Origin of the sequence: Alcanivorax sp. DP30, assembly GCF_009882945.1 — a bacterium.
GTDB lineage: Bacteria > Pseudomonadota > Gammaproteobacteria > Pseudomonadales > Alcanivoracaceae > Alcanivorax.
Map to the genome: position 1 here is coordinate 189,969 of NZ_WTUY01000005.1, position 21,395 is coordinate 211,363.

At 57.7% G+C, this 21,395-nt stretch carries 20 protein-coding genes and 1 tRNA gene; 7 read left to right on the forward strand and 14 right to left on the reverse strand.

Annotated elements, in window-relative coordinates; all coding sequences use genetic code 11:
• The first annotated feature begins 129 nt into the window (after positions 1-129).
• On the forward strand, positions 130-1,590 hold the full coding sequence (locus tag GQF00_RS11770; RefSeq protein WP_161319362.1) for a hypothetical protein: 1,461 nt from the start codon (positions 130-132) through the stop codon (positions 1,588-1,590).
• 173 nt (positions 1,591-1,763) lie between these two features.
• Here GQF00_RS11770 and GQF00_RS11775 read toward each other — a convergent pair.
• The 3 genes from GQF00_RS11775 to dnaG all read right to left on the reverse strand — a co-directional run bounded on the left by GQF00_RS11775 (position 1,764) and on the right by dnaG (position 5,979).
• A tRNA-Ile gene (locus GQF00_RS11775) sits at positions 1,764-1,840 on the reverse strand.
• Between the two features lie 178 nt (positions 1,841-2,018).
• A complete protein-coding gene (rpoD, locus tag GQF00_RS11780) occupies positions 2,019-3,893 on the reverse strand; it encodes an RNA polymerase sigma factor RpoD (protein WP_161319363.1) in 1,875 nt (624 codons plus the stop codon).
• Between the two features lie 157 nt (positions 3,894-4,050).
• Positions 4,051-5,979 (reverse strand): DNA primase, encoded by a 1,929-nt coding sequence (dnaG, locus tag GQF00_RS11785; protein ID WP_161319364.1) that lies wholly within the window; start codon positions 5,977-5,979, stop codon positions 4,051-4,053.
• Positions 5,980-6,146: 167 nt separating this feature from the next.
• Here dnaG and GQF00_RS16745 point away from each other — a divergent pair, with 167 nt between their 5' ends.
• On the forward strand, positions 6,147-6,269 hold the full coding sequence (locus GQF00_RS16745) for a hypothetical protein (protein ID WP_255461757.1): 123 nt from the start codon (positions 6,147-6,149) through the stop codon (positions 6,267-6,269).
• Complete coding sequence (locus tag GQF00_RS11790) at positions 6,266-6,628, forward strand: hypothetical protein (protein WP_161319365.1); 363 nt, start codon at positions 6,266-6,268, stop codon at positions 6,626-6,628. Before GQF00_RS16745 ends, GQF00_RS11790 begins: the two co-directional genes overlap by 4 nt.
• A 228-nt stretch (positions 6,629-6,856) precedes the next feature.
• Here the strand turns inward: GQF00_RS11790 and GQF00_RS11795 are convergent, their stop codons facing one another.
• Together GQF00_RS11795 and rpsU are read right to left on the reverse strand one after the other, a co-directional pair.
• Positions 6,857-7,306 (reverse strand): GatB/YqeY domain-containing protein, encoded by a 450-nt coding sequence (locus tag GQF00_RS11795; protein WP_161319366.1) that lies wholly within the window; start codon positions 7,304-7,306, stop codon positions 6,857-6,859.
• A gap of 23 nt (positions 7,307-7,329) precedes the next feature.
• Positions 7,330-7,545, reverse strand: a complete 216-nt coding sequence (gene rpsU, locus GQF00_RS11800; RefSeq protein WP_007148705.1) for a 30S ribosomal protein S21 — start codon at positions 7,543-7,545, stop codon at positions 7,330-7,332.
• A 154-nt stretch (positions 7,546-7,699) separates the two neighbouring features.
• Between rpsU and tsaD the strand changes: the two genes are divergently transcribed.
• The gene (gene tsaD, locus GQF00_RS11805; RefSeq protein ID WP_161319367.1) at positions 7,700-8,725 is read left to right on the forward strand and encodes a tRNA (adenosine(37)-N6)-threonylcarbamoyltransferase complex transferase subunit TsaD; all 1,026 of its coding nucleotides are present in this window, start codon (positions 7,700-7,702) and stop codon (positions 8,723-8,725) included.
• Between the two features lie 278 nt (positions 8,726-9,003).
• Here tsaD and plsY read toward each other — a convergent pair whose 3' ends face one another.
• Positions 9,004-9,594: a glycerol-3-phosphate 1-O-acyltransferase PlsY gene (gene plsY / locus GQF00_RS11810; protein ID WP_370519493.1), complete on the reverse strand. Its 591-nt coding sequence runs from the start codon at positions 9,592-9,594 to the stop codon at positions 9,004-9,006.
• A gap of 183 nt (positions 9,595-9,777) precedes the next feature.
• Here plsY and folB point away from each other — a divergent pair, with 183 nt between their 5' ends.
• Positions 9,778-10,140 carry a dihydroneopterin aldolase gene (gene folB / locus GQF00_RS11815; RefSeq protein WP_161319368.1) on the forward strand — a complete coding sequence of 121 codons (363 nt, stop codon included), beginning with the start codon at positions 9,778-9,780 and terminating at the stop codon, positions 10,138-10,140.
• Positions 10,133-10,636, forward strand: coding sequence for a 2-amino-4-hydroxy-6-hydroxymethyldihydropteridine diphosphokinase (folK, locus tag GQF00_RS11820; protein ID WP_161319369.1), 504 nt, complete (start codon positions 10,133-10,135; stop codon positions 10,634-10,636). Before folB ends, folK begins: the two co-directional genes overlap by 8 nt.
• A gap of 83 nt (positions 10,637-10,719) precedes the next feature.
• Here the strand turns inward: folK and GQF00_RS11825 are convergent, their stop codons facing one another.
• From GQF00_RS11825 to GQF00_RS11840, 4 genes are all read right to left on the reverse strand, one after another.
• Positions 10,720-11,655 (reverse strand): DUF4124 domain-containing protein, encoded by a 936-nt coding sequence (locus GQF00_RS11825; protein ID WP_161319370.1) that lies wholly within the window; start codon positions 11,653-11,655, stop codon positions 10,720-10,722.
• Positions 11,640-12,098 (reverse strand): DUF4124 domain-containing protein, encoded by a 459-nt coding sequence (locus GQF00_RS11830; RefSeq protein WP_237440503.1) that lies wholly within the window; start codon positions 12,096-12,098, stop codon positions 11,640-11,642. The genes GQF00_RS11825 and GQF00_RS11830 overlap by 16 nt, the downstream gene beginning before the upstream one ends.
• Positions 12,099-12,171: 73 nt before the next feature.
• The gene (locus GQF00_RS11835) at positions 12,172-12,906 is read right to left on the reverse strand and encodes a pteridine reductase (RefSeq protein WP_161319371.1); all 735 of its coding nucleotides are present in this window, start codon (positions 12,904-12,906) and stop codon (positions 12,172-12,174) included.
• Positions 12,894-14,123 (reverse strand): multifunctional CCA addition/repair protein, encoded by a 1,230-nt coding sequence (locus GQF00_RS11840; RefSeq protein WP_161319372.1) that lies wholly within the window; start codon positions 14,121-14,123, stop codon positions 12,894-12,896. The genes GQF00_RS11835 and GQF00_RS11840 overlap by 13 nt, the downstream gene beginning before the upstream one ends.
• Before the next feature lie 385 nt (positions 14,124-14,508).
• Here GQF00_RS11840 and GQF00_RS11845 point away from each other — a divergent pair, with 385 nt between their 5' ends.
• Positions 14,509-15,432: a DMT family transporter gene (locus tag GQF00_RS11845; protein ID WP_161319373.1), complete on the forward strand. Its 924-nt coding sequence runs from the start codon at positions 14,509-14,511 to the stop codon at positions 15,430-15,432.
• A gap of 42 nt (positions 15,433-15,474) precedes the next feature.
• Here GQF00_RS11845 and GQF00_RS11850 read toward each other — a convergent pair whose 3' ends face one another.
• The 4 genes from GQF00_RS11850 to GQF00_RS11865 form a co-directional block, all read right to left on the reverse strand.
• On the reverse strand, positions 15,475-16,992 hold the full coding sequence (locus GQF00_RS11850; protein WP_161319374.1) for a SpoVR family protein: 1,518 nt from the start codon (positions 16,990-16,992) through the stop codon (positions 15,475-15,477).
• Positions 16,992-18,272, reverse strand: a complete 1,281-nt coding sequence (locus GQF00_RS11855) for a YeaH/YhbH family protein (protein ID WP_161319375.1) — start codon at positions 18,270-18,272, stop codon at positions 16,992-16,994. The genes GQF00_RS11850 and GQF00_RS11855 overlap by 1 nt, the downstream gene beginning before the upstream one ends.
• A 116-nt stretch (positions 18,273-18,388) precedes the next feature.
• The gene (locus GQF00_RS11860; protein WP_161319376.1) at positions 18,389-20,311 is read right to left on the reverse strand and encodes a PrkA family serine protein kinase; all 1,923 of its coding nucleotides are present in this window, start codon (positions 20,309-20,311) and stop codon (positions 18,389-18,391) included.
• A 264-nt stretch (positions 20,312-20,575) separates the two neighbouring features.
• Positions 20,576-21,382, reverse strand: a complete 807-nt coding sequence (locus tag GQF00_RS11865) for a symmetrical bis(5'-nucleosyl)-tetraphosphatase (protein WP_161319377.1) — start codon at positions 21,380-21,382, stop codon at positions 20,576-20,578.
• Positions 21,383-21,395 lie beyond the last annotated feature (13 nt).

Below are 21,395 nucleotides of genomic sequence, written 5' to 3' on the forward strand. Positions count from 1 at the left end.
ATGCGGCCGGGGAAAAATAAATCGGGATGCACGCTGCCATATTGAAAAGGCGGCGCTGACATTAAGGTGATATCGCTTTTTGCGGCCATCAACAGGCTGCTTTCAGCCTGACTTCTCTCGGACAACATTATGACAATAACACTGCGCTACAGCCTGGCATGCCTGGTCACCCTGATGACGGCCAGTTGTGGAGGAGGCTCCTCATCCAGCGGCGGCGCCGTCACGGAAACCACAAACAGCAGCGCGCCAAGTCGCGCCTGGTTTTATGACGCCGACGGCGCCCAGGTGGCGCGTATGCAGTTCCAGTATCCTGATGAACTGACGATCAACGTGCAGCTGGATTCGGTCGGGCCAGATAGGGTCTGGGATACCGGGGATGACACGTCGCATCCCTATCTTCAGTGCCAGTACATGTCAGCGTCGACCCCGTTGCTGCGCTATCCGGATCTGTATTTTCATGGCATGGCAGGCTCGCCGACCGGCGCTACGGGGCTGGCTGTGCTAGGTCTTTCGAATAATGGGCCAATGAAGTGCCCGGTGCGTGACGGCCGACGACTGCAGCAAGAGTCCGGTTACGTAACCGGACTCTTCATGTATGGCTTTGACTCTGGTTACAGCTACCTGATCAATGCAGAACTCGAGCATTTTGGTGGGACTGCAACGGAGGTGATCGACTACGAATTTGTTGGCCTGGACGCGACGGTTGCCGAGATATTGGCGTTGTCAGAATTTACCACCACGAATATCGACCTTGAGGCTGTGGATGAGCCTGATCTGCCCGCCATCGTCGATCACACGCAGACCAATACCGTCATCTTCGATGCCGAGCAGCGGCCCCTGAGCATTGACCTTGCTGCGGATAGTTCCTGGACGGCGGTGCTCGATGAATACTGCATGGATGCTCATCCAATTGCCGTCTCAATCAAGCTTCTGAGGGGATGCTCTTCCGCCCATCAAACACGGTCCTACCGCTATCTGGATGATAGCGTCGAAGAGGACTCTCAACGCTACAACGGCTCAACATCTGCCGACTTATATACCAACACGGCCACTCGCTTGGCCGATCGCGTGATCGTCCATCCGGGTGCCGCCGATGCTGGTCCTGAATCAGGCAGTTATTACTACTCCTATCTCTTCAATGCGTCGGAACAAGTGACGGCCATGGTGCGAAGTTCCTACGGTGAAGACGGGATTTGGGGCACAGAAGATGATCAGCATGAAACTCTCGATAGTTATCACTATGACCACAACGGCAGGCTCTCCGAAGTTGGCGATCCCGGCTCGATAGCGCTCAGGTACAGTTACTACGACGATGGAAAATTGAAGCAGGTTGACGACGTTGCTAGTGACTCCAACGTCCCCTGGGAGCGAACGCTGGTCTCCTACCGACAGGGTGCGCCAGCAAAGATCACCGTGCAGAAGCGTAAAGGTGACGAGAATGAGGGGTATGAGTTGCAGACGCGTATTGTCATGGAGTTTGCGCCCAGCGAAGAAAACTGGCCCGAACTTTTTTCTCCCGTCCCCTTGTTCCCCGAGTACCGGACGCCGCCCAGTATTGATGACCTGATGCGCTTCCAGCCGATAAGGTGATCAAGGAAATATAAGCGGTTCAGATGGGGCCGCTTTTGTTTTCCCCTTCTATAAGAGCTGCTGTCACCTGTCGAAAAAGTGTGAAAGTCACTTTATGCAGCATGTGAAGTACAGGCTGCCAGTTGCAGGCAGCTCATGCTACACACTAAGAGATGGGAAACAGGAAAGAAAATTGGTGGGCCCACCAGGACTTGAACCTGGGACCAATCGATTATGAGTCGACTGCTCTAACCAACTGAGCTATAGGCCCGGAGAAGTCGCCTAGCGCCGTCGTTACGACGTTTGACGTCTTGCTGCGCATTTGCGCGGGCAAGGATTATAACGTGAATTCGAAGCAGGGAAAGGTCGATCCTTTTTTATTATGAACCCGGACTGCGTAGCAGCCCGGGTTTGCGTCTTGCATCCGGCCTCAAGCGCCCGGCTTTAATTTACAGATCGCCGTCCAGGAAGCTGCGCAGGTGTTCGCTGCGGCTCGGATGACGCAGCTTGCGCAGGGCCTTGGCTTCGATCTGACGGATACGCTCACGGGTCACGTCGAACTGCTTGCCCACTTCCTCGAGGGTGTGGTCAGTGTTCATGTCGATACCGAAACGCATGCGCAGTACCTTGGCTTCCCGTGCTGTCAGGTTGGCCAGAACTTCGCGGGTGGCTTCTTCCAGACCCAGAGACGTCGCTGAATCCACCGGGGATTCCATGTTGCCGTCTTCGATAAAGTCGCCCAAGCTGGAATCTTCATCGTCACCGATGGGGGTTTCCATGGAGATCGGCTCTTTGGCGATCTTCAGTACCTTGCGGACCTTGTCTTCCGGCATTTCCAGACGCACGCCCAGTTCTTCCGGAGTTGGCTCACGACCCATTTCCTGCAGCATCTGACGCTGCACCCGGTTGATCTTGTTGATGGTCTCTATCATGTGCACCGGAATCCGGATGGTGCGCGCTTGGTCCGCAATGGAGCGGGTGATGGCCTGACGAATCCACCAGGTGGCGTAGGTAGAGAACTTGTAACCACGGCGATATTCGAACTTGTCCACGGCTTTCATCAGGCCGATGTTGCCTTCCTGAATCAGATCGAGGAACTGCAGGCCGCGGTTGGTGTACTTTTTGGCAATGGAAATCACCAGACGCAGGTTGGCTTCCACCATTTCCTTCTTGGCGCGGCGAGCCTTGGCTTCGCCAATGGAGATGCGGCGGTTGATTTCCTTGATGTCTGCAACCGGCAAACCGATCACTTCTTCAATGGTGGAAATCTTGCGCTGTGCGCGCTGGATGTCTTCTTTCACCAGGCTGAGCTTGTCAGCAATGGCTTTGCCTTTCTTGGTCTTCAGCTGGATGTCCACCCAGCCCATGTCGGTTTCATTACCCGGGAACTGTTTGATGAAATCCTTGCGGTCCATGCCGCCACGGCGGATGGCGGAAGACATGATCTGACGCTCGAACTTGCGCACCAGGTCGAGATTGTTGCGGGCGCCAACCAGCATCTCGTCATAGATGCGCGGAACCAGTTTGAACAGGGTGAAGTGCTCGGCCAGGGCTTCCAGCGCCTTGGCGGTGCTGGCGTGGTCGCGGCCATTGCGCTTGAGTGCCCGCTCCGCTTTTTCATGGAGCTTTTTCAGCTCGTTGAAGCGCTCGGCCGCCAGTACCGGATCCAGACCGCCTTCATCTTCATCATCATCATCGTCGTCGCTGTCGTTCTTGTCTTTGTCGTCAGCGTTTTCTTCCTTCTTGGCTTTTTCCGCGAAGGTGGGCTCCTTGTTGGCGTTGGTGGCCGCAGCCCCATCGTCGTTAGGATCCAGGTAACCGGCAATGATATCGGTCAGTTTGCGTTCTTCGTTTTCGACGCGGGCGTATTCGTCGATCAGCATGTCGACTGCGCCAGGCCAGAAGGCCAGGGCGTGCAAGACTTCGCGGGTGCCTTCCTCGATGCGCTTGGCGATTTCAATTTCGCCTTCCCGGGTGAGCAGCTCTACGGTGCCCATCTCGCGCATGTACATACGCACGGGATCGGTGGTGCGGCCTGGCTCACTTTCTACCGAGGCGAGGACGGCAGCAGCTTCTTCGGCAGCAACTTCATCGGTGCTGTCGGCGCTTTCATCGATCATCAGCTGATCGGCATCGGAGGCTTTTTCGACCACCGTAATGCCCATGTCGTTGATCATCTGGATGATGTCTTCAACCTGGTCGGTGTCGGTGATGGAGTCCGGCAGATGGTCGTTAACTTCAGCATAGGTCAGGTAGCCCTGTTCCTTGCCGAGAGCGATCAACAGCTTCAGCTGTGATTGTTGCTGCTGCTTTTGAGTCGTCATGCAATAAAGCCCGTCGTCGTGATGATGCCTTGGGGAAACGGCGTATTATACTCCTAGATGGGGGTGACGGCCAGTGATTGCAAGGGATGGAGCCAGTTGGCCGTTGACAGTCGCTGGAGAACCGCTAACTGAAAAAACAAGGAGTTAGCATGTATCTCTAGTGGAATGGCTTGCGTGCATGCTGGCGAGCTTCAGCCAGCGCCCGGTGGAGTTCCTGCCAGTGTGCTGCGTCGGGGATGCCGGCCTGTTCCACCGCCAGTAGTGCGGCTTCCAGGCGCGCCACTTCCAGTTGCGAAAGGGCATCCTGCCACAGGCGGGTGGCCATGGTTTCTTCCATTGGGGGCTTGAGGCTGGCCTTGAGCAGGCGGGAGAAGGCTTCTCCCTGTTCCTGAGCCATCAGGGATCCCATCAGGGCCGCAGGATGCTGGTGTTTGCGGCACAACCCGGCCACTTGAATCAGCAAATCGATATGCGGCACGTTCAGCTGTTCTACGCCCTCGGGCAGCGGGTGCGTGTCCACCAGGGCGGGATAGTCCAGCAATACCAGTACCAGGCGCTCGGCCATGGTCAGCGGGCCTTTCCGCCGTCCGTTGTTCGGGCGCTGAGGTGCCGTGTTGCCGGCTTCCCGTTCGATCGGAAAATCATCGCCGGGGTAATAATCGTCATCGTCCCGGGGCGGCGGGACATCCCATTCCGGCGGCGCTGTCATGGCTGCCATGTCATCGCTGTCGTGGCCTGATTCGGGCGGGCGCTGGCGGGGGGCAGGCTCGGCGGGAGCCGGTTTGGCAGGTTTCAGCTGGATCAGGGATTCCTTGTCCAGTCGGGTTAGCTGGGCCAGCTCTTCCGTTAGCAGGGCGCGGTAGACAGGCCCGGCGGGTTTGTCCAGGTAGGGCAGGGCGAGACGGGCCAAACGGGCGCGGCCATCCACGGTGTTCAGGTCGAGCCCTTCGGAGAGATGCCTGAACAGGTAGTTGGACAGGGCGTCGGCCTTGTCGGTGAGGGCGCGCAGGGCTTCCGGGCCTTGTGCCCTGACCAGAGTGTCCGGGTCTTCGCCATCGGGCAGGAACAGGAAGCGTACCTGCTTGCCGTCATCCAGGGCCGGGAGCAGGGATTCCAGCGCTCGCCATGCCGCACGTACCCCTGCCTTGTCGCCATCAAAGCAGAGGATGACCTCATCCACCTGGCGGAACAGCTTGTGGGCATGTTCTTCGGTGGTGGCGGTGCCGAGGGTGGCGACCACATTGGGGACGCCGTACTGATGCAGGGCGATCACGTCCATGTACCCTTCCACCACATAGAGGCGCTCGCTGCGATCGCGGCTCTGACGCCACTCCCACAGGCCATAGAGCTCCTGGCCCTTGTGGAAAACGGGGGTTTCCGGGCTGTTCAGGTATTTCGGTTTGCCGTCACCCAGCAGTCGCCCGCCGAAGCCGATGGTGCGGCCGCGGGTGTCGCGGATGGGAAAGATAATGCGGTCACGGAACTTGTCATACACCCGTCCGGTGTCGTCCCTGCGCACCAGTAGCCCGGCAGTGAGGGCCTGTTCCAGGGTGGCTTCGGTGAGCGACAGGCCGGTGATCAGGTTGTCGAATCCCGGGGGGGCAAAGCCGAGGGCAAACCGTTTGGCGATTTCCCCGCTCAGGCCGCGGTTCTTGAGATAGTTGACGGCGCTCTGTTTCTCCGGGGCCTGGCGCAGCTGCTGGGTGTAGAAATGTTCGGCGCGGCCAAGAAGATCGTAGAGGGATTGAAGACGATCCTTGCGTTGCCGGTCTGCGGCGGTTTCCGGACGTGACTCCGGCACTTCCATGCCGGCCTGGCTGGCCAGCTGCTTCACGGCCTCCGGGAAGCTCATGTGTTCGTATTCCATCAGGAAACCCACCGCGTTGCCCTTGGCGCCACAGCCGAAGCAGTAATAGAACTGCTTGTCCGGGGCGACGGTAAAGGACGGGGTTTTTTCCTGATGAAAGGGGCAGCAGGCGCTGTAGTTGCGGCCGGTTTTTTTCAGCGGCACACGGGCATCAATCAGCTCCACCAGATCGGTGCGGGCCAGCAGATCCTGTATGAAGTTATCCGGTATGCGCGCCATGACTAGAATGCTTTTGGTAAAGGGCCGTGTATTCAACCAGAATGGCGTACCGGGTGATAGCTCGTAAAGGCTCCTCTGCTGTGTAAAGTTTTGCATTCAAGGGTAGAGAAATCAGATTCAAGCGCTAATAATCGGTATACAGCAGTAAAATCAATGGGCAGGAAGCCATGGCAGAGGCGAATACTCAGGCTGTAAAAGCCTACATGGAGATCAACGGACTCGTCTGGAAATTGCTGGAGGATGGCAGTCTGGCTCCCATGCTTCCCGAGGAAGTGATGGATCCGTCTTGAAAACCTGGCTGGATGAGGAAACCGTACTCCGGCAGGCCTATTCCGGGCAGATAGAGGGGGCGCAACTCGTGCGTTTCTATGTGCGTGCCGACAAGGCCCGGCACATTATCGAGCAGCGCCAACTGGAACCCTTCCTGGCCTATCCTCCTGAAGAGGATGAAGAAGACGCGCAGGCGCAGCAGGAGCAGGAAGACAGTATGATTTTCCGACCGGCAGACGCCACCACCGAGCAGAACCGTGCGGGTGAAATACGAGAGTATGATCAGGGGTTGCTGGTGCTGCCTTCTCCTCAGGTGCAGCAGGCCAATGCGGTGCGTGCCGGTGTGGCAGAGCCTGTCTATATGGGGGGGTATCGGTGAGACGGTTAACCGTGAATCGTTAACAGCGAAACATGGGCTGTATTCAAGGCGAGGCTGGGAGAGTGGCAATCTGGTTGCCTCGTCCCGGCCTTTTTTTGTTGCGGATGACCGGAGGGAATCCGAGAGCTTGCAGGCAGGCGATCTCCGCGGTAGACGCAACCGCATGGTAAAAACCCCGGAGCGAGCCCGGTGGATGCAGAGGAATACGGGATTATATTTGAGGGGCGTTTAGCTGTTCAGCTTGGCGCGAACCTTGCCGCTGGCAGCGCCCATGTCGGCACGGCCCTGAAACTTGGGCTTGAGAATGCCCATGACTTTGCCCATGTCCTGCATACCGGCTGCACCGGTGCTGGCAATGGCGTCATCAATCAGGGTATCGATTTCAGCATCGCTGAGTTGTTCGGGAAGATATTCCTGGAGCACGGCGATTTCCGCTTCTTCCACCTCGGCCAGATCGGCCCGGTTGGCATCACGGTATTGGGTCGCAGAGTCCTTGCGCTGCTTGATCAGCTTGTCGAGCAGGGCCAGTACACGCTCGTCATCGGGTTCGATGCGCTCGTCCACTTCAATCTGCTTGATCGCTGCCAGCGCCATACGAAAAACGCCAAGACGTGCTTTATCTTTCGCACGCATGGCGTCTTTCATGGCTGCAGTGAGCTGCTCTTTGAGCGCACTCATCAGACGTCTCTACTCAGCGGTGCTTAGTAAAGGCGCTTGCGAGCGAGTTGCTCACGCTGCAGTTTTTTAAGGTGACGCTTGACGGCTGCGGCACGCTTGCGCTTACGCTCTTGAGTGGGCTTCTCATACTGTTCGCGACGACGCACTTCAGACAGGATGCCCGCTTTTTCACAGCCACGCTTGAATCGGCGCAGGGCCACATCAAACGGTTCGCCTTCTTTCACCTTCACCTGAGGCATGAAGAATCACCTTCCTAGAAATTAGAGTTTATGGATTCGCTGCGGGCTCAGGTGTCCCATTTGCAGCGAGGGCGCGATTGTACCGGAGTTGCTGGAAAATGCAAATCAGCCTCTCAGCGGGTATTATGGCGCCCTGATTTCAAAGGTAGGCATCATGCGCGTTTTGGGTATCGAATCAAGCTGTGACGAGACCGGTGTGGCGATTTACGACACCGAGGCCGGTTTGTTGGGCCAGGCCCTGTTCAGCCAGGTGGACATGCACGCCCGCTATGGTGGCGTGGTGCCGGAGCTGGCCAGTCGCGACCATGTGCAGCGGGTATTGCCGCTCCTGAAACAGGTGCTGGCGGAGGCAGATACCCGGCCCGATCAGCTGGACGGTGTGGCCTATACTGCTGGTCCTGGTCTGGCGGGGGCCCTGCTGGTGGGCGCTGGCGTGGCCCGTTCCCTGGCCTTTGGCTGGGGGATTCCTGCGGTGGAGGTGCACCATATGGAGGGGCACCTGCTGGCGCCTCTGCTGGAAGAGCGCGCCCCCAAGTTTCCGTTTGTAGCGCTGCTGGTCAGCGGCGGCCACACCCTGTTGCTGGACGCCAGCAGCCTGGGGGATTACGCGATCCTCGGTGAATCCGTGGATGATGCAGCCGGGGAGGCCTTTGATAAGGCTGCCAAGATGATGGGGCTCGGGTATCCCGGTGGCCCACGCATCGCCGCGTTGGCTGAAAACGGCACTGCAGGGCGTTTCCGTTTCCCCAGGCCCATGACCGACCGCCCCGGCCTGGATATGAGCTTTTCCGGCCTGAAGACCTTTACCCTCAATACCATTCACGACCTGGGTGGCAAAGAAGCCCTGTCCGAGCAGGACCGTGCCGATGTGGCCCGGGCGTTTGAAGAGGCGGCGGTGGACACCCTGATCATCAAGTGCCGCCGGGCCATGGAGCAGACGGGCTACAAGCAGCTGGTGATGGCGGGAGGGGTGAGCGCCAACCGTTCCCTGCGCGCGAAACTCTCTGAGCAGATGAAGAAGCGGGGCGTGGAGGTATTCTATCCGGCACCTCAATACTGCACCGACAACGGTGCCATGATCGCCTTTGCCGGGGCCTTGCGTCTGCAGGCGGGGGAAACTGCCGAGTTGCCGATCAAGGTACGACCGCGCTGGCCGTTGACGGAGCTGGCGGCGCTGTAGGAGCCTGCCCGCAGGCGATCTGAGCGATAGCGATAGCGAGGGTAAAGGGGCGAGGCGCAAAGGCAACCTTCTGGCATTCTTCCTGGTTTCGGGAATCCTTTCCTCGCTTAGGCTCGGATCGCGAGCAGGCTCGTTATTCGCTGCGCTCACCCTTCGGGCTGCACTGCGTGCGTTACTCCGCTGCGCTACGTTCCTGCAGCGGGGTATCGCGAGTGTTCTACCGACGCAAAAAGGCCCGCCCGGTGAAACCGGGCGGGCCTTTTTGCGTCAGGCGTGAATCAATCTTTCTTCCTGAACCCCAGCTCTTCCCCGCGCAGGATCTTTTGCAGGTTACTGCGATGACGCATGATCATCACCACAGACATCAGAAGAATTGGCCAGAAGGCAGGATTGAGCCAGGCGAAGATGCAGGCTGGAGCGACCACAAAGGCGCTTAGTGATGCGATGGACGAAATCCGGTTGAGGCCGAACACAGCCAGCCAGGTGCCGCCGGCTACCAGGCCGCTGGGCCAGTGCAAAGCGAACAGAAGACCGAAGGCCGTGGCCACGCCCTTGCCGCCCTGAAAATGGAAGAATACCGGGAACAGGTGGCCAAGAAAGGCGAAGGTGCCCACCAGTGCGGCCACGAAAGGGCCCATGTTCAGGTAATGGGCGACCAGTACCGGAATTACCCCTTTCAGCACATCGCCGAGCAAGGTCAGAGCAGCAGCGGGTTTGCCGCCAATGCGTAGCACATTGGTGGCGCCGGGGTTGTTGGAGCCCTCGGTGCGCGGGTCCGGGTAGCCGAACAAGCGGCATACCAGGATAGCACTGGAAATGGAGCCCATCAGATAGCCGGCTACGCACAATGGCAGCAGCCAAATCCACACGTCCTGTAATGTCCCTGCTTCCACCGGCTATAATCTCCCTTCATATCGCTGGGCGGCCCCTGGGTCGGCCTATTGTACACAGGGCGACAGCGTTGCCCGCGTTGCAAGCGTAACATCTGATTACCACCAATGGGATGGTGCCACGACGGCCACCATGCTGTTGCCGGCGCCGAGAGGGCGAGTATGGACATCGTTTATATCAATGATTTGAAAGTGGATACGGTGATCGGCATTTTCGACTGGGAACGCCGTATTCGTCAGACTGTCAGCCTGGATCTGGAAATGGCAGCTGATATCCGCAAGGGCGCAGCCAGCGATCACATTGATGATACGCTGGATTACAAGGCCATCGGCAAGCGCGTGATTGCCTTTATTGAGGGCAGTGAGTTTCAACTGGTGGAAACCCTGGCCGAAAAAGTGGCCCAGCTGGTGCTGAGCGAGTTCGATGTTCCCTGGTTGAAGCTTCGCCTGAGCAAGCCCGGTGCATTGCGCGGCGCCCGCGATGTGGGGGTGATCATCGAGCGGGGTGAGCGTCCCAATGGGTAATATCGACGATACACAGGTGTATCTCAGCCTGGGATCGAATATAGACCGCGACCACAACATACGTTCCGGGCTGGTTGCGCTTGAGGCAGCCTTTGGTGAGCTGACCATCAGTCCGGTTTACGAGAGTGAAGCGGTGGGGTTTGACGGTGATGCGTTCTATAACCTGGTGGTGGGTATCAGAACCGCCATGTCGGTGGGGGAGCTGACAGCCTGCCTCAAGAGCATGGAAAAGGATCACGGTCGTGTCCGGGGCGAAAAGAAATTCGCCAGCCGAACGCTGGATATCGATATTCTCACCTACGGGGAGCTCACCGGTACTATCGACGGGGTGCAGTTGCCCCGCGACGAAATCCTCAAGCACGCCTTTGTGCTCATGCCGCTGGTCGATCTGACGCCGAACGGTGTCCACCCGGAAACCGGGGAGACTTATCAGGAAATTCTTGAGCGGTTGAATTTCGATGCGCAGAAGTTGTGGGTGGTGGAATTTACCCGGTAGCGAATGCGAGCTACGAGCTGCGCACGATAGGATAGGAAGCCCCGAAAAGTTCCCAGGTTTCTGCATTTCTGGAGCTGCCTCATTTAGTACTGATGTGGCTGCATATCGCTTTGGGCCCAGCGGAAAAAGTCGTATTCCATGCGCGAGAGCCCGCCCGGGTAGAGGTGGTCGATGCGTTGCAGGGTGGGCCGGCGGTCGGTTTTTTCCAGATCCTGTAACAGCTGTCGCAGGGTGCTGCGGCCAACCGGCTTCGACATCAGAAAGGCGGTGGTGCCCCAGGCCACTGTATAGGGAATGGCATTGAGCTGATGGGCCATCTTGCGCCAGGCCTGGTCATCCAGTGACAGGTACTGACGCAGGGTGATCAGCTTCTGTTTCTCGATCCAGGTCTGGATGCGGGTCTCGGCACCGGGCAGTGCGGTGACCACCGTTTGTCCGTTCGGCAGGATTTTCAGGGTTTGAAAATATTGTGCCAGCCCTTCATGCAGCCACACCGGTGAGGCCGGGGAGAGCTGAAACAGCAATACGTGGCTGGATTCATGCAGAATGGTCTGTGCCACCTGCTCATCGCTGGCGCTCCAGCGCCACACCCCGACTTCATTGGTGGCGGGCAGAAAAACCCCGGCATAATTGGGATTGCCTTTGGCGCCGCGGGCCTCCATCCATTCCACGAAACTGTCTTGCTCTGAGAACAGATACAGGTTCACTTCAGCGGTGCCACGCAGGTCCAGCCCCAGGTCTTGACGATAGCGATCATGAATGTGCTGGATGGCTGTCAGGGTTTGCTCATGGAGTCCGTTGCCCAGGGTGAATTCCTGAAGATGTGTCTCAATCTTCAATGTTTCCATGCCGGGCGATTGTACCTTGGGGATGACCTTCTCAGCGGGTGCTTCGCGGGGAGGCCGATCGCCGAAATGCAACTTGCCGTTGGCATCCCGCCACTGATAGATCTCGGCCTGGCAAGGTGCAGCTGCGACCAGGGCGAGAAAGGCGATTACGCGGGCTAATAATTGTCGCAATGCTCATCAATCCATTGTTGCGTTTTGGCCCTGTCGGCTTTGGCTTCTGCGGGCAGGCTGTCACGCTGATTGCCTTCTTCGTCAACATACACAAAGGGACGGTCGAGTATTCGCATCCGTTCGCGGGCCTGCTGGCAGAGAGGTGCCAGATGTTTGCGGCGGGCCTCTTCTTCTCGTCGGGCCTGTTCCTGCTCCTGCTTTTGACGGGTCTGTTCGCTTTCGCGCAGACGTTGCAGGCGCTGATGAATCTGCTGGACGTTTTCATCCTGACCCAATTTGTCCGGGCCTTGGACATCCATGGTTTCATGCTGGGTGTCGGGTGCCCGGTCGCCGAATTGCCAGTTGCCATTCTCATCTTTCCAGCGATAAATTTCGGCACTGGCGGTTAATGGCATTAGCAGTACCATCAACACCATCGCCCACTGAGCACTGCGCGTCACCATGCGCCTCCCCTATCGTTCTTCCCTGTTGTGGTCTTCGCCTTCCGTTAAACGAATCGACGTGCTTGCTGAACAATCAACTTCCCTGCAAAGACAGCGAGCGACCGCCGTCCACCGCCAGAATCTGGCCGGTGACGAAGCCGGCATCCTGGGCCAGCCATTGCACGGCGTCGGCAATATCCTCGGGCCTGCCGCAGCGTTTCAGGGCTGTGGCGTCAGTGATGGCATCCTGGTTCATCTGGCCGCTTTCCGGCCAGAGGATGGGGCCCGGTGAGACTCCGTTGACACGGATGTCTGGCCCCAGCTCTCTGGCCAGGCTCTTGGTCATCATGGCAAGGCCCGCTTTGGCCATGCAATAGAGAGTATGCTGGGAGAGCGGTTTTTCTGCGTAAACGTCCACAATATTGATGATGCAGCCCTGCTGCTCTCGCAGCGCCGGCGCCAGCGACTGGCTGAGGATAAAGGGCGCACGCAGGTTACTGTGAATCAATCGTGTCCAGTCATCATCTGTGGCGCTCTCCACCGGCGTCGGGTAGAAGCTGGAGGCGTTATTGACCAGCAGATCCAGTCGCCCAAAAGCCGCCATGGCCGCGCTGGCCAGTGCACGGACGGCATCCGGATCATCCAGGTCTGCCTGTAACAGGGCGGCGCTTTCGGGGCGCGCCTGATTCAATTCGGCGGCCAGGGTTTCGGCTTCCGTCTGGCTGCCGCGGTAGTGGATGATGACGCGCATGCCGCTGGCATGCAGGGTGCGGACAATGGTGGCGCCGATACGGCGGGCACTACCGGTAACCAGTGCTACTGATTCCATGACTGCTTGTACTCCTTGATCGCATTGATGCGCGCCTGGGTGATAGCCTCTCCCAGTTGTGGGCCGCTGAATCCTTGCGTCTGCAGCGCCTGCACATCCACATTGCGGGCAGCGTCGGCGGCGCCCAGCAGATAACTGGCCTGGGGGTAGTCACGGTCTTCAAAACCGGTACGGCCGCGGGCGTCTGCTTCACAGGCCCCCACAAAAGTGGTTAGCCGTTCAGGACGACGAAGCACATCCAGACTCTTGAGCAATTTCCACACGGTGGCGGGTTTCAGCTCCAGGGCGCGATGGCAGTGGGTATGGTATTCCCCCACCAGTGAAGCCAGCGTGGCGGTCTCTTTGGGCACCTTCAGCCGTTTGGACACGGTCTTGCTCATGCGGCTGCTGCGGATTTCATGGGCGATGTGACGCGGCCATTCCTCCTGCGGTGTCTTGCCCTTGCCCAGGTCATGGCAGAGCAGGGCATAGCGGGCGTCCAGATTCAGGCCCATACGGCTGGACTGCTCGAGGCATAGCCATTGATGCACCAGGGTATCGATTTCCGGATGATGCTGTTCCGGTTGGGGGACGCCATCCAGGGCAGCAAGTTCGGGGAACAGTTTCTCCAGCGCTCCGCAATCATGGAGCACCTGGAAGAAAACCTGGGGGTCCCGTTCCATCAGGGCGCGGCTGGTTTCCTTCCAGACCCGCTCAGGAACCAGGTAGTCCAGTTCGCCGCTGTCGCTGAGCTGACGCATCAATGCGCGAGTGTCATCGGCGACCCGAAAACCCAGCCAGTGATACCGGGCGGCAAAGCGGGCCACTCGCAGTACCCGAAGCGGATCTTCAGCGAAGGCGGGTGATACATGACGTAGCAGGCGAGCCTTGAGATCGGCGCGACCGTTGAAGGGATCCACCACGTTGCCGCCGTTTTCGCGGGCCATGGCATTGATGGTCAGATCGCGACGCACCAGATCCTCTTCCAGGCTGACATCAGCGGCGGCATAAAAGGTAAAGCCGCCATAGCCATGACCGGACTTGCGTTCGGTGCGGGCGAGGGCGTATTCCTCGTTGGTGCTGGGGTGAAGGAAGACGGGAAAATCCTGGCCCACAGGCCGGAACCCTTCTGCCTGCATCTCATCGGGTGTGGCGCCAACCACCACCCAGTCCTTTTCGGTGACGGGCAGGCCGAGCAGATGATCTCGTACCGCACCGCCCACCAGATAAATTTTCATCTTGTGCGCCTTTGCATTCTTGAGCAGAATGTTCTCATGCTTTCTATCGTACTGAAACTGAACAGTCTTGTGATGGTCGTTGATCACTGTGCACGCAAATGGCGTGCGCAGGGACGGCGGCTGTGTGACTGATAGTTTCAGTTCTGCAAGAAGGCCGCAGTGTCCCCGACCTGCGGCCTTTTTTTTGTTTATGGGGTTTGCAGGTCGTTAACCCGCTACAAGCTTCAAGCTGCAAGCTACAACACGAGACAGGTTTTCAGGTTTGATATGCCTTTCGCCGCGCACACACGTTGAAGCGCGGCTCCCTTGAGGGGAATTCAAGACAAACCCTAACCGCGTTGTAGCTTGCAGCTTGAAGCTTGTGGCTCATGCTTAGGAGAACGAAATGCCAACCCTGGCAGCGTATTTGATCGTGGTGGCGGTGTGGGCAACCACGCCGCTGGGGATTAAATGGAGTGGTGAGGCCATGGCACCGCTGGCGGCGGCCGGTGTGCGAATGGGTATCGCTGCGCTGCTGGGTCTGGGTTGGTTGTGGTTGAAACGACAGCCGTTGCCGTTACATTCCCGTGCCCGCCTCAGCTATCTGGCGGCTTTGCCCGGTATCTTTGGGGCCATGGGGTGTAGTTACATGGGGTCCACCTATCTGCCCTCGGGGCTGATCTCGGTGATCTTTGGCCTGGCGCCGTTGCTGTCCGGTCTGATGATGCAGGTTTTGCCGGGCAGCGTGCGCTTGAATGCCTGGCATTGGAGTGCCTGTGCCATGGGCGTGTTTGGCTTGATGCTGGTATTCGATGACAGTCTGGCAGCCCTGTTTGCCGGCGGTGATCTGGGCGATCGAGGCATTGGCGTGCTGTGGATGCTGTCTGCGGTGACCCTGTTTGCCGGTAGTGGAATTGCGGTTCAGCGTGTGGGTGCGGGGCTGAAACCCATGCAGCAGACGGTGGGCGGATTGCTGTTGTCACTGCCTTGTTATGGCCTGGCCATGGTGCTGGCAGGGCAGCAACCCGAGTGGAATGGCGATGTGCGCGGGCTTTCCGCCATCGTCTATCTTGCGGTGTTCGGTTCGTTGCTGGGCTTTTACAGTTATTTCCAGATTCTGTCCCGTTTGCCGGCGGCGACCGTCGCACTGGTGACGCTGATTACGCCGGTGCTGGCATTGTTGCTGGGCAATCTGTTCAACGGAGAAAGTCTGGGCATGATGGTGCTGGCGGGTGCCTTGCTGATCGTGTTCGCTCTGGGCCTGTTCATGCTGGGTGACCATCAGGTGCGCCAGGTTTTGAAGCGCCTGCCCGCGGGCGAGACGGCCTAACGGTAACCCGGAACGCATTGGCGGCTCTCTCCCGGAGCCGCCTCACGTTTCTGTCTTGGCTTGCGGAGCGGGGGGCATGGAGTAACGCTGCACGACGCTGCCGTTCTCCACACTTTCCAGGTGCACATCGAATTGCCACAGGCGATGCAGGTGGCGCAGCACTTCGTCGGCGCTGTGGTCGTCCAGTGGCCGGCCGGCACTGCGCTGATGGCGTAAGGTCAGAGCTCGGTCGCCATGGATGTTGGCACTGACGATCTGGATGTTGGGTTCCTGAATGCTCAGGTTGTACTGCTCAGCCAGGGATTCGCGCACCCTGCGATAGCCCTGCTCGTTATGAATGGCTCCCACCTCAACATAATCATTGCGGTCGTCATCGCTGATCTGGAACAGCTTGAAGTGGCGGATCATCTTCGGTGACAGGAACTGCTGGATAAAACTCTCATCCTTGAAGCTCTGCATGGCGAACTTCACCGTTTCCAGCCAGTCACTGCCGGCAATTTCCGGGAACCACTCCCGGTCTTCATCGTCCGGGTTTTCACAGATGCGGCGAATATCCTGGAACATGTTGAAGCCGATGGCGTAAGGGTTCATGCCGCTGTAGAAAGAGGCATCAAAGGGCGGCTGGTAGATCACCTGGCTGTGGCTTTGCAGGAATTCCAGCATGAAACCATCGGTGACCTTGCCCTCGTCATAAAGTGCGTTGATCAGGGTGTAGTGCCACAGGCAGGCCCAGCCTTCATTCATGACCTTGGTTTGTCGTTGCGGATAAAAGTACTGCGCCATCTTGCGCACGATGCGAATGATCTCCCGCTGCCAGGGTTGCAGCAGGGGGGCGTTCTTTTCCAGAAAATAGAGCAGGTTCTCCTGCGGCTCTGCGGGAAAGGTGGAAGGCGCTTCGCGGGTCTTGATGGCCGGCTGAAGCTCCGGGAACGTACGCCAGAGTTCCGACACCTGTTTCTGCAGGGCTTCCTCACGGTCACGTTGACGGCGGCGCTCCTCAACAGCCGAAACCGGGGAGGGACGCTTGTAGCGGTCCACGCCGTAGTTCATCAGGGCGTGACAGGAATCCAGGGTTTCTTCCACTGCAGTGACGCCATGGCGTTGTTCGCATTCGGCGATGTAGTTGCGGGCAAACACCAGGTAATCGATGATCGAGGAGGCGTCGGTCCAGGTCTGGAACAGATAATTACCCTTGAAAAAAGAGTTATGACCATAACTGGCATGGGCAATCACCAGCGCCTGCATGGTGATGCTGTTTTCTTCCATCAGATAGGCAATGCAGGGGTCTGAGTTGATCACGATCTCGTAGGCCAGGCCCATCTGGCCGCGCCGGTAGCGGCCTTCTACTTCCACGAATTGTTTGCCAAAGGACCAGTGGTTGTAGCCCACCGGCATGCCCACTGAGGAATAGGCATCCATCATCTGTTCGGAAGAGATCACCTCGATCTGGTTGGGATAGGTATCCAGGCCGAATGTGTTATGTGCGAGATCAGCAATGGCGGCGTCATAATCCGCCAGCAGCTCGAAATTCCAGTCTGAGCCTTCGGATAGATAGGCCATCAGCTTTCCATCCTTTTCTTGAAGAGTTGGCGGAATACCGGATAAATCTCACCCGGTTCATCAATCTCGGCCATGGAGAAGGCGGCAGGATGTCGCTCCATGATCCTTTCATAGTGATCCCACAAGGCCTGATGGGCACGCGGCATCACCTCCACATAGGAGAAATACTGCAGTTTTGGCAGCAGCTCCTCTTCAATCAGTTTGGCGCAGGCGGGGGAGTCATCGTTCCAGTTATCGCCGTCGGACGCCTGGGCAGCATAGATATTCCATTCGTTCACCGGGTAGCGCTCATCGATGATGTCGCGGGCCAGTTTCAGGGCGCTGGAAACAATGGTGCCGCCGGTTTCGCGGGAATAGAAAAATTCCTCTTCACTGACTTCCTTGGCGCTGGTGTGGTGGCGGATGAAAACCACTTCGATCTTGTCGTAATTGCGCTGCAGGAACAGGTACAGCAGCAAGAAGAATCGCTTGGCCAGGTCCTTCATGTTCTGGTTCATGGAGCCGGACACATCCATGATGCAGAACATCACCGCCCGGCTCACCGGTACGGGCTCCTTCACATGATGGTTGAAGCGCAGATCCACCGTGTCCAGGTAAGGAATACGTTCCACCCGCCGTTCCAGGCGTTCGATTAATTCATTCAGTTCCTGTAACCGGGCCTGGCGCTGCGGAGACTGTTCTTCGTCCAGCAGGGCTTCGCGCTCTGTCTTGAGATCACGAATCCGCCGGCGAGTGGCCGCGGTAAGCGCGCGTCGGCGCATGGACGCCTGACGCATGGAGCGCACAATGTTGATCTTGGCTGGCATCCCCTGGCTGACAATGCCGCCGTGGCGGGTCTTGAAAACCTGAGCGCCTTCCAGGTGACGCTTTACCAGATTGGGCAGTTCCAGGTCTTCAAACAGAAAGTTGAGAAATTCCTGTTTGTCGATCTGGAAGGCAAACTCATCTTCCCCTTCGCCTTGATTGCTCGCGTCGCCGTCGCCGGAGCCTTGTCCGCCACCGCCGTCCGGTCGCTTGAAACGATCCCCCTGACTGAACTCCCTGTTGCCGGGGTGCACAATGCTGCGTTGCCCGCCCTGACCATGGTGGAAGACGGGCTCGGAAAGGTCCTTCTGGGGAATGCTGATCCGTTCGCCCTGTTCCATATCACGGATGGAGCGACGGTTGACTGCATCGTTGACTGCGTCACGAATATGCTTGCGATAGCGACGCAGGAACCGTTGCCGATTGACGGTGCTCTTGTGCTTGTCGTTCAGGCGACGGTCAATAATGTAGCTCATGGGCGGCTCCGTATCGAAAACAGCCTTTCACCACAGAGCTCGCGGAGAACACAGAGAAAGAGTATTCAGATCTTGTCTTTCTCCTCAGTGATCCCTGTGAGCTCTGTGGTAAAAAATTACTGCGCCTTTCGTACCCGCAGATACCATTCGGACAGCAGGCGGACCTGTTTTTCCGTATAGCCACGGGACACCATGCGTTGCACGAAGTTATTGTGCTTGCGCTGGTCGTCTTCACTGCCCTTGGCATTGAAGGAAATGACCGGGAGAAGATCCTCGGTGTTGGAGAACATCTTTTTCTCGATCACATCACGCAGTTTCTGATAGCTCAGCCAGCTGGGGTTCTTGCCATGGTTATTGGCCCGGGCTCGCAGGACAAAATTGACCACTTCGTTGCGGAAATCCTTGGGGTTTGAAATGCCGGCGGGTTTCTCGATTTTTTCCAGGTCTTCATTAAGTGCCTGGCGATCGAAAATTTCACCGGTATCGGGATCACGGAACTCCTGATCCTGAATCCAGAAATCCGCATAGGTCACATAGCGGTCAAAAATGTTCTGGCCGTATTCAGAGTAGGATTCCAGGTAAGCGGTCTGGATTTCCTTGCCGATAAAGGCCACGTAACGAGGCACCAGATATTCCTTGATGAAGCGACGGTACTGGTCGGAGCGTTCCTGGGGGAACTGCTCTTGTTCAATACGCTGCTCCAGGACATGTATAAGATGCACCGGGTTGGCGGCTACCTCGGCATGGTCGTAGTTGAATACCTTGGAGAGAATCTTGAACGCAAAGCGGGTGGAGAGCCCGTTCATGCCTTCGTCCACGCCGGCCATGTCGCGGTATTCCTGCATGGATTTGGCATGGGGGTCGATGTCTTTCAGGTTCTCGCCATCATAGACCCGCATTTTCGAATAGATGCTGGAGTTTTCCGGCTCCTTGAGTCGGGTAAGAATGGAAAACTGGGCCAGCATATTCAGGGTGTCGGGTGCGCATTGCGCATCGCGCAGACTCGAATTTCTCAGCAGTTTATCGTAAATCTGCACTTCTTCCGTCACGCGCAGACAGTACGGCACCTTGACGATATACACCCGGTCAATAAAGGCTTCGTTGTTCTTGTTGTTGCGGAAGGTGTGCCATTCCGCTTCATTGGAATGGGCCAGCACGATGCCATCGTAGGGGATCGCCCCGAGATGCTCGGTACCGTTGTAGTTACCTTCCTGGGTGGCGGTCAGCAACGGGTGCAAAACCTTGATAGGTGCCTTGAACATTTCCACAAATTCCAGGATGCCCTGGTTGGCCCGGCACAGTCCTCCGGAGTAGGCGTAGGCATCCGGATCATCCTGGGCAAAATCTTCCAGCTTGCGAATGTCCACCTTGCCGACAAGGGCTGAAATGTCCTGGTTGTTTTCGTCACCGGGTTCGGTTTTGGCAACGGCAATCTGATCCAGAATGGAGGGGTAGCGTTTCACCACGCGGAACTGGCTCAGGTCGCCGCCAAATTCATTCAGTCGTTTTACTGCCCAGGGGGACATGATGGTGCGGATGTAGCGGCGGGGTATGCCGTATTCCTCTTCAAGAATCGGACCGTCTTCTTCGGAGTCAAACAGGGACAGTGGAGAGTCGTTAACCGGCGAGCCCTTGATGGCGTAAAAGGGCACCTTCTGCATCAGGGCCTTGAGTTTTTCTGCCAGGGAGGATTTACCACCACCCACCGGGCCGAGCAGGTAAAGGATCTGTTTCTTTTCTTCCAGCCCCTGGGCGGCATGGCGGAAGTAACTGACAATATTTTCGATGACTTCTTCGAGACCGTAAAACTCATCGAAGGCGGGATAGCGGCGAATCACCTTGTTGGAAAAAATGCGTGACAGACGGGGATCCTGGGAGGTGTCGACCATTTCCGGTTCGCCAATGGCCATTAACATACGCTCCGGGGCGGTGGCGTAGGCGCTGGGGTCGCGTTTGCACAGGTCCAGATACTCTTCCAGCGACATTTCTTCCTGCTGGGTCGCATCGAAGCGGTCCTGGTAGTGGCGGATAATGCTCATGCCGGCTTCCTCCTGCGGAACCAAAATTGTCACAACAAAACTACATTCAGGGTGATTCCTTGTTAGTGAAAAAAACGTGTAAATGAATGGTAAAAGGGCGGTGCCAATCCTGACTGTCAGCATCACCGTACAGCTTTAGGATGTAACCAAACAACGGAACAAGTCAAAGGGAAGCGAAAACATATTCGCAAAAAAAAGGATGAAGTGTAGGGATGTGGGGCTGGACGTTATGGTGCGCGTGATTAATGTCTTAAACGCGGATTTTCAGCAGTCACATTGAATGCGGGTTAAGTCATCCAGGCGTAATGCGGTCAGGCTGCCACCCCAGACACAGCCGGTATCCAGTGCGTCTACCTTGTCGATGCCTGTCCGGCCTTCCAGTGCGGCCCAGTGGCCGAATAACAGGCGAGTGTCGGTGACCTTGCGGGCGGGATGTCGGAACCAGGGACTGTAGCCACTGGGCGGTGCGTCCGCTTCGCCCTTGGTAGTCAGATCCAGGGCGCCCTGGCTATCCACAAAGCGCATGCGGGTAAAGTGGTTGGTGATAACCCGCCAGCGATCCGTGCCCGTCAGGTTTTCATCCCAGCCGGCGGGGTGGTTGCCGTACATATGGGTGAAGAACGCGCTGCAGCGATGATCCTGCAACACGGCCTCCACTTCCCGGGCGCGGCTGCGCGCTTGCTCCAGGGACCATAGTGGCGGAATGCCTGCATGGGTGAGCACCGCATTATGCTCGGGAATATCAATCAGTAACGGGCAGTGCTGCAGCCAGTTGAGCAGTTCGCCCCGATCCGGGGCGTCCAGGATCTCGGCCAGGGTGTCCTTGCGCTTGCTCCTGGTGGCGCCATGGGCCACCGCCAGCAGGTGCAGATCATGGTTGCCCAGCACACAGTGCACATTGTCTCGCAGCTCAAACACCCGGCGCAGGGTGCCCAGCGAATCCGGTCCCCGGTTGATCAGGTCTCCCGCCAGATACAGCCGGTCCCGATCCGGGTGAAAGTCGATCCTCGCCAGCAGGCAGTCAAACGCCTGAAGACAACCCTGCAAATCCCCGATCGCGTAATCAGCCACGCCAGGCCTCCGG

Excerpts from the sequence above, each read along its gene's own strand:
- GQF00_RS11835 (WP_161319371.1), bottom strand. The coding sequence starts at position 12,906 with ATGGAATCAGTAGCACTGGTTACCGGTAGTGCCCGCCGTATCGGCGCC.
- GQF00_RS11795 (WP_161319366.1), bottom strand. The coding sequence starts at position 7,306 with ATGAGTGCGCTCAAAGAGCAGCTCACTGCAGCCATGAAAGACGCCATG.
- rpoD (WP_161319363.1), bottom strand. The coding sequence starts at position 3,893 with ATGACGACTCAAAAGCAGCAGCAACAATCACAGCTGAAGCTGTTGATC.
- dnaG (WP_161319364.1), bottom strand. The coding sequence starts at position 5,979 with ATGGCGCGCATACCGGATAACTTCATACAGGATCTGCTGGCCCGCACC.
- GQF00_RS11845 (WP_161319373.1), top strand. The coding sequence starts at position 14,509 with ATGCCAACCCTGGCAGCGTATTTGATCGTGGTGGCGGTGTGGGCAACC.
- GQF00_RS11860 (WP_161319376.1), bottom strand. The coding sequence starts at position 20,311 with ATGAGCATTATCCGCCACTACCAGGACCGCTTCGATGCGACCCAGCAG.
- tsaD (WP_161319367.1), top strand. The coding sequence starts at position 7,700 with ATGCGCGTTTTGGGTATCGAATCAAGCTGTGACGAGACCGGTGTGGCG.
- GQF00_RS11770 (WP_161319362.1), top strand. The coding sequence starts at position 130 with ATGACAATAACACTGCGCTACAGCCTGGCATGCCTGGTCACCCTGATG.
- GQF00_RS16745 (WP_255461757.1), top strand. The coding sequence starts at position 6,147 with ATGGCAGAGGCGAATACTCAGGCTGTAAAAGCCTACATGGAGATCAAC.
- GQF00_RS11830 (WP_237440503.1), bottom strand. The coding sequence starts at position 12,098 with ATGGTGACGCGCAGTGCTCAGTGGGCGATGGTGTTGATGGTACTGCTA.
- GQF00_RS11840 (WP_161319372.1), bottom strand. The coding sequence starts at position 14,123 with ATGAAAATTTATCTGGTGGGCGGTGCGGTACGAGATCATCTGCTCGGC.
- GQF00_RS11855 (WP_161319375.1), bottom strand. The coding sequence starts at position 18,272 with ATGAGCTACATTATTGACCGTCGCCTGAACGACAAGCACAAGAGCACC.
- GQF00_RS11850 (WP_161319374.1), bottom strand. The coding sequence starts at position 16,992 with ATGGCCTATCTATCCGAAGGCTCAGACTGGAATTTCGAGCTGCTGGCG.
- folK (WP_161319369.1), top strand. The coding sequence starts at position 10,133 with ATGGGTAATATCGACGATACACAGGTGTATCTCAGCCTGGGATCGAAT.
- rpsU (WP_007148705.1), bottom strand. The coding sequence starts at position 7,545 with ATGCCTCAGGTGAAGGTGAAAGAAGGCGAACCGTTTGATGTGGCCCTG.
- folB (WP_161319368.1), top strand. The coding sequence starts at position 9,778 with ATGGACATCGTTTATATCAATGATTTGAAAGTGGATACGGTGATCGGC.